General features: G+C 65.1%; 12 protein-coding genes. 11 read left to right on the top strand and 1 reads right to left on the bottom strand.

The features are described from left to right. The first annotated feature begins 60 nt into the window (after window positions 1-60). Entirely contained in the window at window positions 61-1,353 is a 1,293-nt protein-coding gene (locus J7359_RS12300) for an efflux RND transporter periplasmic adaptor subunit (RefSeq protein ID WP_209056987.1), read from the top strand. Window positions 1,354-1,399: 46 nt separating this feature from the next. After that, complete coding sequence (locus tag J7359_RS12295; protein ID WP_209056986.1) at window positions 1,400-4,528, top strand: efflux RND transporter permease subunit; 3,129 nt, start codon at window positions 1,400-1,402, stop codon at window positions 4,526-4,528. A gap of 36 nt (window positions 4,529-4,564) precedes the next feature. On the opposite strand, the gene J7359_RS12290 is transcribed toward J7359_RS12295, so the two are convergent. Then, window positions 4,565-5,008, bottom strand: a complete 444-nt coding sequence (locus J7359_RS12290; RefSeq protein ID WP_247740362.1) for a hypothetical protein — start codon at window positions 5,006-5,008, stop codon at window positions 4,565-4,567. Window positions 5,009-5,180: 172 nt separating this feature from the next. Here J7359_RS12290 and J7359_RS12285 point away from each other — a divergent pair, with 172 nt between their 5' ends. From J7359_RS12285 to J7359_RS12245, 9 genes are all read left to right on the top strand, one after another. Further along, complete coding sequence (locus J7359_RS12285) at window positions 5,181-6,068, top strand: LysR family transcriptional regulator (protein ID WP_209056985.1); 888 nt, start codon at window positions 5,181-5,183, stop codon at window positions 6,066-6,068. An 85-nt stretch (window positions 6,069-6,153) separates the two neighbouring features. After that, a complete protein-coding gene (locus J7359_RS12280; protein WP_209056984.1) occupies window positions 6,154-6,630 on the top strand; it encodes a formate dehydrogenase subunit gamma in 477 nt (158 codons plus the stop codon). Further along, window positions 6,627-8,144, top strand: coding sequence for an NADH-quinone oxidoreductase subunit NuoF (locus tag J7359_RS12275; protein WP_209056982.1), 1,518 nt, complete (start codon window positions 6,627-6,629; stop codon window positions 8,142-8,144). Before J7359_RS12280 ends, J7359_RS12275 begins: the two co-directional genes overlap by 4 nt. Next, complete coding sequence (fdhF, locus tag J7359_RS12270; RefSeq protein ID WP_209056981.1) at window positions 8,141-11,074, top strand: formate dehydrogenase subunit alpha; 2,934 nt, start codon at window positions 8,141-8,143, stop codon at window positions 11,072-11,074. Before J7359_RS12275 ends, fdhF begins: the two co-directional genes overlap by 4 nt. A gap of 1 nt (window position 11,075) precedes the next feature. After that, window positions 11,076-11,900, top strand: a complete 825-nt coding sequence (gene fdhD, locus J7359_RS12265; RefSeq protein WP_209056980.1) for a formate dehydrogenase accessory sulfurtransferase FdhD — start codon at window positions 11,076-11,078, stop codon at window positions 11,898-11,900. After that, window positions 11,890-12,090: a formate dehydrogenase subunit delta gene (locus J7359_RS12260; protein ID WP_209056979.1), complete on the top strand. Its 201-nt coding sequence runs from the start codon at window positions 11,890-11,892 to the stop codon at window positions 12,088-12,090. Before fdhD ends, J7359_RS12260 begins: the two co-directional genes overlap by 11 nt. 55 nt (window positions 12,091-12,145) lie before the next feature. Continuing rightward, on the top strand, window positions 12,146-13,096 hold the full coding sequence (locus tag J7359_RS12255) for a diacylglycerol kinase family protein (RefSeq protein ID WP_280637506.1): 951 nt from the start codon (window positions 12,146-12,148) through the stop codon (window positions 13,094-13,096). After that, a complete protein-coding gene (locus tag J7359_RS12250) occupies window positions 13,093-13,905 on the top strand; it encodes a metallophosphoesterase (protein ID WP_209056977.1) in 813 nt (270 codons plus the stop codon). Before J7359_RS12255 ends, J7359_RS12250 begins: the two co-directional genes overlap by 4 nt. 73 nt (window positions 13,906-13,978) lie before the next feature. Beyond that, complete coding sequence (locus J7359_RS12245; RefSeq protein ID WP_209056976.1) at window positions 13,979-15,256, top strand: CAP domain-containing protein; 1,278 nt, start codon at window positions 13,979-13,981, stop codon at window positions 15,254-15,256. Window positions 15,257-15,384 lie beyond the last annotated feature (128 nt).

Here is a 15,384-nt window from a genome sequence, read left to right as displayed (position 1 = left end):
ACTCTGCCGTGCGCCGCCTTGCGCGAACCCGATCCATTTCCACGAAGCGGAACCGACAGCATGAACACGCTGACACGAACCCTTGTGATTGCCGCATTGCTGTCGGCCCCGATGGCTGGCGGTCCGGCCCAGGCGCAACAGCAGGGGGGCGAGGCGCCGCCGCCGGCGGTGACCGTCGTCACGCTGGAAAGTGCCGATGTGACGTTGACCTCCAGCTTGCCCGGACGTGTCGCGGCCTCGGCCGAGGCAGAACTGCGCCCGCAGGTCAGCGGGCTGATCACCGAACGGCTGTTCAACGAAGGCAGTGTCGTGGCCGAGGGGGATCCGCTGTATCGCATCGATCCGCGCAGCTACGAGGCGGGCGTTGCGCAGGCCGACGCGGCTTTGGCGCAGGCCGAGGCGCAGGCCGAATCCGCGCGGCGCGAGGCTGACCGCGTGGCGGCGCTGCGCGACCGGCGCGTGGCCAGCGAACAGACCCAGGACAGCGCCATCGCAGCCCGCGACGCCGCCGAGGCGGCGGTGAAGGCTGCCGAGGCACAGCTTCAGTCAGCGCGCATCGATCTGGACCGCACCACGATCACCTCGCCCATCGATGGGGTGATCGGTCTTGCGCAGGCCAGCCAGGGTGCCCTGGTGACGGCCAGTCAGGCCGCGCCGCTGGTCGTCATCCGACGCATCGACCCGGTGCATGTCGATGTCACCCAGTCCGCCGCCGATATCGTGCGCTGGCAGCGTCAGGGCGCGGCGGCGGCGCTGCCGGAAGGCACCGACCGCACCGTGACGCTGAGGCTGGCCGATGGTTCGACCTATGAACATACCGGCTCGCTGACCGCCGCCGAACCGCATGTCGATGAAACCACCGGGGTCATCACGCTGCGGATGGAAGTGCCCAATCCCGACGGTTTCCTGTTGCCCGGAATGTATGTTCTGGCCGACCTGCCGCAGGCGCAGCTGAAGGATGTGGTGCTGGCGCCGCAAGAGGGGGTGACGCGCGATCGTCGCGGCCGCCCGGTGGCGATGGTGGTGAACGATCAGAACGTCGTCGAGGAACGCCAACTCGACATCGTGCAGGATCGCGGCACCGACTGGGTGGTGCGCGAGGGGCTTGCGGCCGGGGACCGGATCGTGGTCGCCGGACTGCAGAAGATCGGCGCGGGCATGACCGTGACCCCCGAGGAACGGACCGAGGCAGAGGCCGACACTGCGGCAGCCGCAGACCGGTCCGCACCGGCAGATGCGGGCGCAGACGCAGGCTCGGCCGAACCCGCGACGCCTGATGAGGATGGCGCGGATCCGGCCGAAGCCGGCGCCGAAGACCCCGCAGGCGGCGGCGCCGAAGCCGCCAGCAACTGAGACAACACCGACCGTCGCGACGCAGACCAGCGAAAGATCAGCAGCCATGGCCCGTTTCTTCATCGACCGTCCGGTATTCGCGTGGGTGATCTCGATCATCATCATGGGGATCGGCGTCCTGTCGATCCTGTCACTGCCGGTGGCCCAGTATCCGCAGATCGCGCCACCCTCGGTGACGGTCCGCGCGAACTATCCCGGCGCCTCGGCCGAAACCGTCGCGAACACGGTCACGCAGGTGATCGAACAGCAGATGACCGGGCTGGACGGGTTGCGCTACATATCGTCCTCCTCAAGCTCGGCGGGTTCGTCCAGCACGACCCTGACCTTCGAGACCGGCACCGATGTCGACATCGCGCAGGTCCAGGTGCAGAACAAGCTGTCCCAAGCCACGCCGCTGCTACCCGAGCCGGTGCAGCGCCAGGGGCTGGAGGTCGAGAAATCCGCGGCGGGCTTTTTGATGGTCATCGGCCTGATCGGGGACGAAAATTACGATCAGACCGACCTTTCCGACTATCTGGTCACCAATCTTGTCGATGATCTCAGCCGGATCGAGGGCGTCGGCGGCGTTCAGGTCTTCGGCGCGAAATACGCGATGCGGATCTGGCTGGACCCGTCCAAGCTGGCCGCCTACGAGATCGCGCCGTCCGACGTCGTGCAGGCGGTGTCCGCCCAGAACACGCAGATCTCTGCCGGCGCGTTCGGCGCCCAGCCCGCGCCCGACGGGCAGCAGCTGAACGCGACCGTGACTGCCCAGTCGCTGCTGTCCACGCCCGAGGATTTCCGCCAGATCGTGCTGCGGGCCGAGGAAAACGGCGGGCTGGTCCTGCTGCAGGATGTGGCGCGTGTCGAGGTCGGGGCCGAAAGCTATACGACCGAGGCGACCTATAACGGCCGTCCATCCTCGGGCATGGCGATCAACCTTGCGCCGGGGGCGAACGCGCTGGACACGGCCGACCGCGTGAAGGAACGGATGGCAGAATTCGCCGAGTTCTTCCCCGAGGGCGTCGACTACGTGATTCCGTTCGACACCTCGCCCTTTGTCGAGATCTCGATCGAAGAGGTTGTGAAGACACTGGTCGAGGCGGTCATTCTGGTGACCGTCGTGATGTACGTGTTCCTGCAAAGCTGGCGGGCGACGCTGATCCCGACGCTGGCGGTGCCGATCGTCCTTTTGGGGACATTCGGCATCATGGCCGCGTTCGGATTCACGATCAACACGCTGACCATGCTGGCCATGGTGCTGGCCATCGGCCTGCTGGTCGATGACGCGATCGTGGTGGTCGAGAACGTCGAACGGATCATGGAGGAAGAGGGATTATCCCCGCGCGAGGCAACGCGAAAATCCATGGGCCAGATCACCGGCGCGCTGATCGGTATTGCGCTGGTCCTGTCGGCGGTGTTCGTGCCGATGGCGTTCTTCGGCGGCTCGACCGGGGTGATCTACCAGCAATTCGCGATCACCATCGTATCGGCGATGGGACTGTCGGTCGTGGTCGCGCTGACCCTGACGCCCGCGCTGTGCGCGTCACTGCTGAAACCGACACATGGCAAGCGCGGCGGGTTGTTCGGCGTGTTCAACCGCGGCTTCGACGGCACGACGCGCGGCTATACCGGCGCCGTCGGTTGGCTGGTGCGACGGCCGCTGCGGATGCTGCTGATATATTCCGCGCTTGGCGCGGTCATGGTGATGCTGTTCCTGCGCACGCCCGAAGGTTTCCTGCCCGACGAGGATCAGGGCATCATGTTCGTGCTGGTCAACGCCCCGACGGGTGCCACGACCGAACGCACCGTCGCGGTGCTGGATCAGGTCGAGAATTATTTCCTGAACGAGGAGTCCGAGTCCGTCGATTCCATGTTCGCTGTCGCCGGGTTCAGCTTCGCGGGCCAGGGACAGAATGTCGGTATCGCCTTCGTCAGACTGAAAGACTGGAAAGAACGTCCCAGCCCGGCGCAATCGGTGCAGGCGGTGGCGGGCAGGGCCTTCGGCGCGCTGAGCCAGATCCGCGACGCCATGGTCTTCCCGATCGTTCCGCCGTCGGTGATCGAACTGGGCAACGTCTCGGGGTTCGATTTCTACCTTCAGGCGCGCGGTGGCCAGTCGCATGAACAACTGACCGAAGCCCGCAACCAGTTCCTGGGGATGGCCGCGCAAAGCCCGCTGATCGCGCAGGCCCGCCCATCGGGTCTGGAGGACGCGTCGCAGTTCCGGCTGAATGTCGATTGGCGCAAGGCCGGTGCGATGGGCGTCACCGCGACCGATGTCGCGAACCTGCTGCAGGTCGCATGGACGGGAACCTATGTGAACGATTTCGTCGATCGCGGCCGGATCAAGCGCGTCTATGTTCAGGGCGAGCCGGATTCGCGTGCCGGACCGTCCGATTTCGAGAAATGGCGCGTGCGCAATGTGTCGGGCGGGTTGGTCCCGTTCTCGAATTTCTCGCAGGGTGAATGGACCTTCGGGGCGCAGGGGCTGACGCGCTATAACGGCATTCCCTCGATGCAGATCCAGGGCAGCCCGGCGCCGGGCGTCAGTTCGGGCGAGGCAATGGCCGAGATCGAGCGTCTGGTTGCGCAACTGCCCGGCGGTTTCGACGTCGCGTGGACCGGCCTGTCGTTGGAAGAACAGGAATCGGGGGATCAGACGACCCTGCTTTACGCCCTGTCGCTGGCGGCGGTGTTCCTGTGTCTTGCGGCGCTGTACGAAAGCTGGTCGATCCCGCTGGCGGTGATCCTGGTCATGCCGATCGGTATTCTGGGCGCGCTGCTTGGCGCGTTCCTTGGCGGGTTCGACAATGGCGTGTTCTTCCAGGTCGGGCTGCTGACGGTCATCGGCCTGACCGGCAAGAACGCAATCCTGATCGTCGAGTTCGCGCGCGAGCAATCGGAATCCGGCGTGCCGCTGTATCGCGCGGTGGTCGAGGCCGCGCGGCAGCGTTTCCGCCCGATCATCATGACCTCGATCGCGTTTTCGCTGGGGGTGTTGCCGCTGGTGCTGTCCAGCGGTGCGGGGGCAAACGGGCGCAACGCCATCGGGGCGACCGTGCTGGGCGGCACGCTGGCCGCAACCGCGTTCGGCATCCTGTTCGCGCCGCTGTTCTATGTGCTGATGCGAAGGCTTCTGGGGCGCAAGGACAAGTATGAGGACGAACCGGCGCAGCAATCCGCGCCGACCTGAGGGAAAGGCCGGCGCCCAAGGGCACCGGCCTTCGATCTACATGATTGTCACGGACAAGGTGTAGCTGGTCGTCGCGCCCGCATCCTCGTCATTGCCCATGTGATAAACGCGGATCGTATAGTCGCCGGAATCCGGCAGCGTCACCTCGCCGTAATTGTTGTCGCTGGTCGAGCTGTTGAAGATGGCCACGCCGTCGCTGCCGGGCGGAAGGATGTTGAAATAGACCGTGCCGTTGCCCGTGCTGCTGTCGGCGGACAGGGCGACGGCCATGCTTTGCCCCTGCCGCGCCCCCACAATGTGATCGTGATAGCCTTGGCCGGTGATCGACCCGGAGGCCGCGCCGTTGTCGTTTCCGGCCGCGAAACGGATTTCCGATCGCTCTTGTGCCATCGCGGCAGGTGCGAAGGGCAATGGCGTCGCCGCCAGAAATGCCGCGATCGCGAAGGTCGTGGTGATGCTGCTGACAATGTTCGTCTTCATGTTGCAGATTCCCGATATGATCTGGACCCGGGCTTCACCGCGCTTCGGCAATCATCTCCGAAAGGGTCGCCCGAAATGAACTTCTCCGTTTATCCCCGCCCGCGCAACTGTCATCTGGTTGACCTGACCCGCCCGACCGGGCTTGATGCCGGTGCAGGCGCGGAGGATTGCGGTGATCGACAAGCTCGAGATGTTTCTGGCGGTGGCCAAGGAAGGGCATTTCGGTCGGGCCGCGCAGACGCTTGGGGTGACGCAGCCGACCCTGTCGGCAGGCATCAAGCACCTTGAGGAACAGCTTGGCGTGCTGCTGATCTTTCGCGGGTCGCGCTTTGGCGGGCTGACACCCGAAGGTCAGGCGGCGCTGATCTGGGCGCGCAAGATCGTCGGCGACACTCGGCAGCTGCGCGAAGAGATGCGCGCGACACGGCACGGCCTGTCGGGACGTCTGCGCATCGCCGTCATTCCCACCGCGCTGACCTGGGTCGCCAAGATCAGCGCGCGTTTCGGGGCCGCGCATCCCAATGTCGGTTTCACGATCCTGTCGCGGACCTCGTCCGAGATCCTGCAGATGATCGACGACCTCGAGATCGACGCGGGCATTTCCTACCTGGACAACGAACCCCTGGGAAAGGTCAGCACCGTTCCGCTTTACGACGAACGCTACATGCTGGTCTGCGAGGCGGGGTCGCCGCTGGCTGCCCGGTCGCGGGTCGCCTGGGCGGATCTGGACGGGGAACGCCTGTGTCTTCTGACCTCGGACATGCAGAACCGGCGGATCATCAACCGCAACCTTGCCGCGGCGGGCGTGACCCCGCAGGCCACGGTCGAGTCCAGTTCCACGGTGGTGCTGGTTTCGCATGTGATGGAGGGCGGCTGGGTCACCGTCCTGCCCGAGGATATCGCGACGTTCCTGAGCATGGGAAAGCCGCTGCGCCTGGTGCCGCTGGAGCGACCCGAGACCATCCACGCCGTCGGTCTGGTCGCGCCCTGGCGCGAGCCGCATACCCCCGTTCTCGAGGCGCTTCTGGCCGAGGCACGGCGGATGGTGTATGATAGATAAATTCTATCGACTGACGGAACTGCATTATTGATTTCCGATCATGGACCCTGTTTGCTTGAGGTCCGAATTTGTCGAAAGGCCAGCCATGACGTTTTCATCGCCAGCCCCGACCGATGAGGAGATTCGGGCGATCGTCGCGCCGATGACCTCACTGGAAGGGCCGCTTCTGCCAATGCTGCACGCGTTGCAGGATGAATATGGGTTCATCCCCGACATCGCGGTGCCGGTTCTGGCGGATGTCTTGAACCTCAGCCGCGCCGAGGTGCATGGCGTCATCAGCTTCTATCACGATTTCCGCAAGTCACCGGCTGGCAATCATATTCTGAGGATCTGCCGGGCCGAGGCATGTCAGTCGATGGGTGGCGAGGCGTTGGCGGAATCGACGCTTGCCCGGCTGGGAATCGGCTGGCACGACACCACGCAGAACGGCGCCGTCACGATCGAGCCGGTCTATTGTCTGGGCATGTGCGCCTGTGCGCCCGCCGCGATGCTGGATGATCGCGTGATCGCCCGGCTGGACCGGGCGCGGATGGACAAGCTGCTGGACGAGGCCGGGGCATGAAGATCTGGGTTCCCATGGACAGCGCCGCCAAGGCCCTTGGTGCGGACGAAGTTGCCGAGGCCATCACCCGCGAGGCCGCATCACGCGGAATTGACGCGCAGATCATTCGCAACGGCACGCGCGGGATGATCTGGCTGGAGCCGCTGGTCGAGATTGACCGCGGCGACGGGCGGCTGGCGTACGGCCCGATTGGCGTCGATGATGTTCCCGCGCTGCTGGACGGGGCCATGGACAGTCTTGGCCCGGTAGAGAATATCCCGTTCTTTGCCCGTCAGACCCGGTTGACCTTTGCACGCTGCGGCATCATCGATCCGCTGGATCTGGACGATTATCAGGCTCATGGCGGTCTGGCCGGGCTGCGCCGCGCCATCGCCATGACGCGCCAGGATATCGTGCAACAGGTCACCGACAGCGGTCTGCGCGGTCGCGGTGGTGCAGGATTTCCGACCGGGATCAAGTGGAAGACGGTGATGCAGGCCGAGGCCGCACAGAAATACATCGTCTGCAACGCCGATGAAGGCGACAGCGGCACATTCGCCGACCGTATGATCATGGAAGGCGATCCCTTTACCCTGATCGAGGGCATGGCGATCGCCGGGATCGGCGTCGGCGCGACGCGCGGCTATGTCTATCTGCGCAGTGAATACCCGGACGCGATCAAGGTCATGAACGCCGCCGTCCGGATCGCGCGGGATCGCGGCATGCTGGGGCAGTCGGTCCTGGGCTCGGATCATGAATTCGACATGCAGATCCGCGTCGGGGCAGGCGCCTATGTCTGCGGCGAGGAAACCAGTCTGCTGAACAGCCTGGAAGGCAAGCGCGGCGTCGTGCGCGCCAAGCCGCCGCTGCCGGCGCTGGAAGGGTTTCTGGGCAAGCCGACCGTGGTCAACAATGTCATCAGCCTGGCCACCGTGCCCGTAATCTTCGAACGCGGCGCAGAGCATTATGCCGGGCTTGGCCACAACAAGTCGCGCGGCACGGCGACCCTGCAGATCGCCGGGAATGTCAGGCATGGCGGGCTGTTCGAGGCCGGCTTCGGCATCACGCTTGGCGAGGTCGTGAACGATATCGCCGGAGGCACCGCCAGCGGCCGGCCGGTCAAGGCGGTGCAGGTCGGCGGTCCGCTTGGCGCCTACATGCCGGTCGAGAAGTTCGACACGAAGATGGGATACGAGGAATTCGACGCCGAAGGCGGGCTGATCGGCCATGCCGGGCTGGTCGTCTTTGATGACAGCGCCGACATGCTGCGGATGGCACGGTTCGCGATGGAGTTCTGCGCCGTCGAAAGCTGCGGCAAATGCACGCCCTGCCGGATCGGCGCCGTGCGCGGTGTCGAGACCATCGACCGCATCGCGGCAGGCGATGCTGCCGCCGCTGACCTGCTGACCGATCTGTGCGAGACGATGAAGGATGGGTCGTTGTGCGCGCTTGGCGGCTTCACGCCCTATCCGGTCATGTCCGCGCTGCGGAACTTTCCAGACGATTTCGCGACCCAGAAGGAGGCCGCAGAATGAAAGACTTCATCATTCCGCAATTTCCGCCCGGTGACGACCGCGACCTGGGAACCCCGGCGCGGTCCGGCGCCCCCGTTTCGCTGCGCGTGGACGGGTTTGATGTGACGGTTCCCGAGGGAACGTCGGTGATGCGCGCGGCCGCACTGGCCGGGATCATGGTCCCCAAGCTGTGCGCCAGCGACAACCTCGAGGCGTTCGGGTCCTGCCGTCTTTGCGTGGTCGAGATCGAGGGACGGCGCGGCACGCCTGCAAGCTGCACCACCCCGGTCGCCGAGGGCATGGTCGTCCATACCCAGTCCAGCAAGGTCAAACGGATCCGCAGGGGCGTGATGGAGCTGTATATCAGCGATCACCCGCTGGACTGCCTGACCTGCGCGGCCAATGGCGACTGCGAATTGCAGGACGCGGCGGGGCAGGTGGGGCTGCGCGATGTGCGCTATACGCCCGGTAACAACCATTTCGACCCGTCGGGCACCGGCGCGCGCAGCCAGTCCGAGGCGCGGCTGCGGATGCCTGTCGATCAGGCCAATCCGCGCTATACGCCCAAGGACGAAAGCAACCCGTATTTCACCTTCGATCCGTCGAAATGCATCGTCTGTTCGCGTTGCGTGCGCGCCTGCGAGGAAGTGCAGGGCACATTCGCACTGACCATCGAGGGGCGCGGCTTTGACAGCAAGGTCAGCGCCGGCACGCCGCTGGACGATTTCCTCAGTTCGGAATGCGTCAGCTGCGGGGCCTGCGTGCAAGCCTGTCCGACCGCGACCCTGCAGGAAAAATCCGTGATCGAGATGGGCACGCCCGAACGGTCGGTGATCACCACCTGCGCCTATTGCGGCGTCGGCTGTTCCTTCAAGGCGGAACTGAACGGCGATCAGCTGGTCCGCATGGTGCCCTACAAGCACGGCAAGGCCAATCGCGGGCACAGCTGCGTCAAGGGCCGTTTCGCCTATGGCTATGCCCAGCACAAGGACCGGATCCTGAAGCCGATGATCCGCGACACGATCGATGAACCCTGGCGCGAGGTCGAATGGGACGAGGCGCTGGCCTTTGCCGCGGGCCGCATGAAGGGCCTGCAGCAGAAATATGGCCGCCGGTCGACGGGGGTCATCACCTCCAGCCGCTGCACCAACGAGGAAACCTATCTGGTTCAGAAACTGGCACGCGCGGTGTTCGGCAACAACAACACCGACACCTGCGCGCGGGTCTGCCATTCGCCGACCGGCTACGGGTTGGGCAAGACCTTCGGCACCTCGGCCGGAACGCAGGATTTCGACAGTGTCGAGAAATCCGACGTGGTCGTGATCATCGGCGCCAACCCCACCGACGGCCACCCGGTCTTTGCCAGCCGGCTGAAGAAACGCCTGCGTCAGGGCGCCAAGCTGATCGTCCTTGACCCGCGCCGCACCGACATCGTGCGCAGCGCCCATGTCGAGGCGTCCTATCACCTGCCGCTGCGTCCCGGCACCAATGTCGCGGTCGTGACCGCGATGGCGCATGTGATCGTGACCGAGGGTCTGGTGAACGAAGCCTTCATTCGCGAACGCTGCGACTGGGACGAGTTTCAGTATTATGTCGATTTCGTCAGCCAGGACCGCCACAGCCCCGAAAACATGGAAGCCCTGACCGGCGTGCCTGCCGCCGATCTGCGCGGCGCGGCGCGGCTGTATGCGACCGGTGGCAATGGCGCGATCTATTACGGGCTGGGTGTGACCGAACACAGCCAGGGTTCGACTACCGTCATGGGCATCGCCAATCTTGCGATGCTGACCGGCAATGTCGGTCGCGAGGGCGTGGGCGTGAACCCGCTGCGTGGCCAGAACAACGTGCAGGGCAGTTGCGACATGGGATCGTTCCCGCACGAACTGCCGGGCTATCGCCATGTGAAACTGCCCGATGTGCGCGAGATCTTCGAAAAGGCTTGGGGCGTCGAGATCGATCCCGAGCCCGGCCTGCGCATTCCCAACATGCTGGATGCGGCCGTCGAGGGGACTTTTAAGGGACTTTACTGCCAGGGCGAGGACATCCTGCAATCCGACCCCGACACCCATCACGTCGCTGCCGGGCTGAAGGCGATGGAATGCGTGATCGTGCACGACCTGTTCCTGAACGAAACCGCGAACTACGCCCATGTTTTCCTGCCGGGCAGCAGTTTCCTGGAAAAGGAAGGCACCTTCACCAATGCCGAACGCCGAATCAACCGCGTTCGCAAGGTCATGGCGCCGCTGAACGGTTACGAGGACTGGGAGGTGACGCAGCTTCTGGCCAATGCGATGGGCGCGAACTGGCACTATACCCATGCCAGCCAGATCATGGACGAAATCGCGGCGACGACCCCCAGCTTTGCCAATGTCAGCTTTGATCTTCTGGACGAGAAGGGCAGCGTGCAGTGGCCCTGCAACGAGGATGCGCCCGAAGGCACGCCGACCATGCATGTCGATCATTTCGTGTCGGGCAAGGGGCATTTCATCGTCACCGAATATCTGGCGACCGATGAAAAGTCGGGACCGCGCTTCCCGCTGCTGCTGACCACGGGGCGGATCCTGTCGCATTACAACGTCGGCGCGCAGACCCGCCGCACCGCGAATGTCGTCTGGCATCCCGAGGATGTGCTTGAGATCCACCCGCATGATGCCGAGCTGCGCGGTGTCAACGAAGGCGACTGGGTGCGGCTTGCCTCGCGTTCGGGCGAGACGACGTTGAAGGCGACGCTGACCGACCGGGTCGCGCCGGGGGTGGTCTATACGACCTTCCACCACCCGGCCACGCAGGCCAACGTGGTGACCACCGACTTTTCGGATTGGGCGACTAACTGTCCGGAATACAAGGTGACCGCCGTGCAGGTCAGCCCGTCGAACGGGCCATCAGACTGGCAGGAAAGCTATAACGAGCAGGCCGAAAGGTCGCGCCGTATCCTGCCTGCGGCGGAATAGCATGACACTGCCGGATCCTCTGGCGGTGGCCAGGGCCACCCATGTTCGTCCGGGCAGCCGGCAGTCGGTTCGCAGAACCTTGCCCGAGGAAACCCCGGTGGCGATGGTCTATGACGGAACGACGCTGGCGGTGATGATGGCGACGCCCGCCGATATCGACGATTTTGCCGTGGGGTTTTCGCTGACCGAAGGTGTCGTGACAGGTCGGGGCCAGATCGCCTCTTGTGACATCGTCAGCCACGATCAGGGCATCGAGGCGCGAATGTGGCTGACCGAGGATCGTGCCGAGGCGCTGTCGGCACGGCGGCGCACGCTGGCCGGGCCGGTCGGGTGTGGGCTGTGCGGCATCGACAGCCTGGCCGAGGCCGCACGCAGCCTGCCGGATCTGCACGGGCATGGCCCCGTCCTTGGCATCGACGAGATTGCCGGGGCGACCGAAAGCCTGCGCGACTGGCAGCCGCTGCACGACCAGAGCCACGCGGTCCATGCCGCCGGTTTCCTGCTGCCGGGTCGCGGAGTCGTTCTGGCGCGCGAGGATGTCGGCCGTCACAACGCGCTGGACAAGCTGATCGGCGCGATGGCGCGGCAGGGGCTGGATGCGGGACAGGGGGCGTTCGTCCTGACCAGCCGTGTCTCTGTCGAGATGGTGCAGAAATGCGCCATGGCCGGGGGCGCCATCCTGATCGCCGTTTCGGCGCCGACCGCCCATGCGCTGCGTCTGGCCGACGGCGGGGGCATCACCGTTGCCGCCTTCGCGCGCGGCGAGGGGTTCGATCTTTTCTGTCATCCCGAAAGGCTGAAGGCCGAGGTTTCCGATGTCGCCTGAGAAAATGGTCATGATGGCCAACCAGATCGCCAGTTTCTTCGACAGCCAGCCCGGCGACGCGGCCGACAAGGTTGCCGACCACCTGCGCGACTTCTGGGAACCGCGCATGCGGACGCAGTTGCTGCAGTATATTCAGGCGGGCGGCGGCGGTCTGAAGCCTTCGGTCGAAGAGGCCGCGCGACGTCTGTGAAACCAGTTGGGCCCGGCGGGGGTTGAGTGGTCGAACCTAAGCCCACGGGAAACCCATGCCGGACAGTGATCCAGCGCCGTCGCAAGACAGACTTTGCGTCATCATGAATCTCGGCTCGGGCCGCAAGGACGGGGCCCAGATCGAAGCCGCGATCGTGGCCAGGCTGAAACCGCGCTTCGCGGCATTCGAGATCCGAAAGACCGCGCGCGGCGGCGATCTGGTCCAGATGGCCCGCAAGGCGGCCGAGGACGGGTTCGACATCGTCGTGGCGGCCGGTGGCGACGGCACCCAGTCCGCCGTTGCCGGGGCGCTTGCCGGGACGGATGTCGCGATGGGCGTCCTGCCGGGTGGCACGTTCAATTACTTCGCCCGCGATCTTGGTGTCGGCGAAGAAATCGACGACGCGCTGGACACGATCCTGAACGCCCGGATCGCGAGGATAGATCTGGGCCGCGTCGAAAACCTGGTATTTCTGAACAATGTCAGCCTTGGGGCCTATCCGCATATCCTGAAGACCCGCGAAACCATTTACCGCCGCTGGGGGCGGTCCCGGATCGCGGCCTACTGGTCTGTGCTGGTGGCGCTGCGCCGGCTGCGCCGTCCGATGAAACTGACCGCGCGCGTGAACGGCGGATCGCGGCAGTTCACCACGGCGCTGGTCTTCGTGGCGCGCAGCGCCTATCAGCTTGACGCCTTCGGGCTTGAGGGTGCGGACGCGATACGCGCGGGCAAGTTCGCGGTGCTGGTGGCGCGGGCCAGGCAGCCGTTGCCGCTGATGCGGTCGGCCTTGCGGCTGGCCTTTGGCATGTCCGCGAAGAACAGCGATTTCGACCTTCTCATCACCGATGAACTGACGATCGAGACACCGAAGCAGCGGCAGCTGATTGCCCATGACGGCGAAAAGACGGTGATGGCGGCGCCGCTGAACCTGAAGGTCTGGCACGATGCGCTGCGAGTATTGCTGCCTGCCGACGGACGAAACAAGACGAAAGACAGCCGGACGTGACCAGGATCGTCCATCTTTCGGATCTGCATTTCGGCTTTCACCGCGAGGAGCTGGTCGCCCCGCTGCTGGACCGCGTCAATCGCGCCGATGCCGGGCTGGTTGTGGTGACCGGCGATCTGACGCATCGCGGGCGGCCCGGCCAGTTCCAGCAGGCGGCCGAATTTCTGGACCGGATCCGACCGCCCGTGCTGGCGGTGCCGGGAAATCACGATGTGCCCTTGTACAACATGCCGGTCCGCTTCCTGTTGCCGTGGGGCGGGTACCGGCAGGCCATCGACCCCGAACTGGCACCGGTCGCGGCCACCGGCTCGGCGCGTGTGCTGGGACTGAACAGCGTCGATCAGTTCTCGTGGCAGCGCGGCGTGGTGCGGCCCGACCAGTTGGCGCGCCTGCTTGGCGGACTTGATCCGCTGGCCACGAACATCGTCGCGCTGCACCATCCGCTTCAACAACTGCCCGGCGTGGACAAGCAGCTTGCGCGTCGCGCGCCCGAAACCTTGCGGTGCCTGGAGCAGCGCGGCGTCAGCATCGTTCTCAGCGGTCATCTGCATGTCTGGGCCGCCGCCGCGCTGCTGAACCGGGGTCATCCGCATCTGCTGCAGATCCAGGCCGGCACCGCATTGTGCGCCCGGCTTGGCGATCTGCAGAACGAGTTCGCCGTTCTGGACATCGACGGTGAAAACCTGACCATCGAACGTTACATCGCCCCCATGGACACGCAGGATTTCCGGCCACCGGCGCGATCACGCCTTCGGCTTTGCGCGGATGGGTGGAGGCCCGCCGATCCGGACGACTTGGTGGCATTTTAGCGGTATTGGCGTGGCCCGGCACACGGATGGCGGGTAATCTGGGACGGTCCCTGCAACCGAAAGTCGTCCGCACATGTCCTTTGCAACCCCTGATGAGCTTTACTTTGCGCGTCTGGTCAACCGCACCCGCGCCGATCTTGGCCTTGACCCGCTGCAGGTCGAACTTTCGCTGAACGGCGCGGCTGACGGTCACAGCCGGTGGATGCTTGCAACCGACAGGTTCGGACATGACGGGCGGGGCGGTTCATCGCCCACCGACCGCATGCGCGACGCGGGTTTCGATCTGTCGGGCGGCTGGATGACCGCCGAGAACGTGGCCTATGTCAGCCTGGACAACCGGGCGGGCCTTGGTGACGAGATCCGGCAACTGCATGACATGCTGCTGAACAGCCCCGGTCACTATGCCAATATCGTCAATTCCGACGCGTCGATGATCGGGATCGGCCTGCAGGTCGGCACCTTCACCTCGGGCGGGCGGGATTATCGGGTGCTGATGGCGACACAGAATTTCGCGGACACGGGCGGCGAGACACGGTTGCAAAGCGACGGGTTCGCCGCTGCCAGCCGCCCCCAGTTCGATGCCGACTGGACAAGCCTCGGTGCATGGCGCGCGGATTTCGACGGGCGCAGTCTGAACGGCGGGGGCGGCGCGGACCGGCTGACGGGAACCGGGGCGAACGACCAGATCAGGGCGGGTGGCGGCCCGGACCGGATTGCGGGCGGTGGCGGTGACGACTGGCTGGTGGGCGGCAATGGCGGCGACCGGGTCGAGGGCGGCTGGGGCAGCGACCGGATCTTCGGGCAGGGCGGGCATGACACGATCTACGGCGGCGGGGGTCATGACAGCATCAGCGGCGAATTCGGCAACGACCGGGTCGATGCGGGGTCCGGCAACGATCTGGTCTCGGGACAGGCGGGCAATGACCGGATCTCGGGCGGGACCGGCCATGACAGCCTGGCAGGCGGGATCGGCAGCGACCGACTGGCCGGCAATGGCGGCGACGATTATCTTCTGGGTGGCGCGAATGACGACACGCTGATCGGTGCAAACGGTGCCGACACTCTGGAAGGCGGCAACGGCCGGGACGTGCTGTTGGGCGGCGCGGGCGCGGACCATTTCGTTTTTGCACAAGGATTTGGACGCGACGAGATCCGCGACTATCAGCCGGGCGTGGATCAGGTCTGCTTCGACGATCTTCTGCCGAACGGTGATGAGGCGTCTTTTCTGTCAGAGAATGCCCGCGATACCTCTCGGGGCGTGCTGCTGGATCTGGGGCAGGGCGACAGCATCCTGTTCGCCGGTCGCGGTCTGGACATCTTCGAGATCGCCGAGGATTTCGTGCAGGTCTGATCCGGCATTGATGCGCCGCTGACCCGGTTCGGCATGTGGTCCGGCGGCCGGTGCGGGCGCAGGTTTTTGTTGAACATGGCGTCTGACGCGCTTATATCGCCACGAAGTCAATCGGGCGACATGGTCAT

Origin of the sequence: Paracoccus sp. R12_2 (assembly GCF_017744015.1) — a bacterium.
In the GTDB taxonomy this organism is placed as follows: Bacteria; Pseudomonadota; Alphaproteobacteria; order Rhodobacterales; family Rhodobacteraceae; genus Paracoccus.
The sequence above is the reverse complement of the archived record's forward strand: the minus strand, read 5'-3'. Positions and strand labels throughout refer to the sequence as shown.

What these genes read in the sequence shown, in the direction of transcription:
- J7359_RS12245 (WP_209056976.1), top strand. Translation starts at nt 13,979, where the DNA reads ATGTCCTTTGCAACCCCTGATGAGCTTTACTTTGCGCGTCTGGTCAAC.
- J7359_RS12295 (WP_209056986.1), top strand. Translation starts at nt 1,400, where the DNA reads ATGGCCCGTTTCTTCATCGACCGTCCGGTATTCGCGTGGGTGATCTCG.
- J7359_RS12255 (WP_280637506.1), top strand. Translation starts at nt 12,146, where the DNA reads ATGCCGGACAGTGATCCAGCGCCGTCGCAAGACAGACTTTGCGTCATC.
- fdhD (WP_209056980.1), top strand. Translation starts at nt 11,076, where the DNA reads ATGACACTGCCGGATCCTCTGGCGGTGGCCAGGGCCACCCATGTTCGT.
- J7359_RS12290 (WP_247740362.1), bottom strand. Translation starts at nt 5,008, where the DNA reads ATGAAGACGAACATTGTCAGCAGCATCACCACGACCTTCGCGATCGCG.
- fdhF (WP_209056981.1), top strand. Translation starts at nt 8,141, where the DNA reads ATGAAAGACTTCATCATTCCGCAATTTCCGCCCGGTGACGACCGCGAC.
- J7359_RS12260 (WP_209056979.1), top strand. Translation starts at nt 11,890, where the DNA reads ATGTCGCCTGAGAAAATGGTCATGATGGCCAACCAGATCGCCAGTTTC.
- J7359_RS12275 (WP_209056982.1), top strand. Translation starts at nt 6,627, where the DNA reads ATGAAGATCTGGGTTCCCATGGACAGCGCCGCCAAGGCCCTTGGTGCG.
- J7359_RS12300 (WP_209056987.1), top strand. Translation starts at nt 61, where the DNA reads ATGAACACGCTGACACGAACCCTTGTGATTGCCGCATTGCTGTCGGCC.
- J7359_RS12280 (WP_209056984.1), top strand. Translation starts at nt 6,154, where the DNA reads ATGACGTTTTCATCGCCAGCCCCGACCGATGAGGAGATTCGGGCGATC.